Origin of the sequence: Streptomyces sp. GbtcB7, assembly GCF_019091445.1 — a bacterium.
In the GTDB taxonomy this organism is placed as follows: Bacteria; Actinomycetota; Actinomycetes; order Streptomycetales; family Streptomycetaceae; genus Streptomyces; species Streptomyces mirabilis.
In genome coordinates, this window is record NZ_JAGXJM010000214.1 from 1 (window position 1) to 318 (window position 318).

A 318-nucleotide genomic window follows, 5' to 3' on the forward strand; every position below is an offset into this window, starting at 1 on the left:
GTTCGAGCCCGCGGCATCCGCCTCGGCCCTCGCCATCGAATCCGGCGTCGCGGGTCCCCTCCTCGGCGAGGGCGACGAGTTCCGGCTGCGCCAGGTCGTCGACAACATCATGTGCAACGCGATCAAGTACAGCGACCGCGGCACCCTGCGCGTCGCGGCGGCGCTCGACGACGACGGCTGGGTCGCCGTCTCGATCGCCGACGAGGGCATCGGCATGACAGCCGAGGACGTCGAGCGCGTGTTCACCCCGTACTTCCGGGCGCAGAACGCGCAGGAGGGCTCAGCATCGGGCACGGGGCTGGGCATGGGCATCGCCCG

1 protein-coding gene is annotated in these 318 nt (G+C 71.4%); it reads left to right on the plus strand.

What is annotated here, in order from left to right; translation table 11 throughout:
* The coding region (locus tag KVT44_RS55885; protein ID WP_217576938.1) for a HAMP domain-containing sensor histidine kinase at positions 1-318 on the plus strand (318 nt) is incomplete at both ends.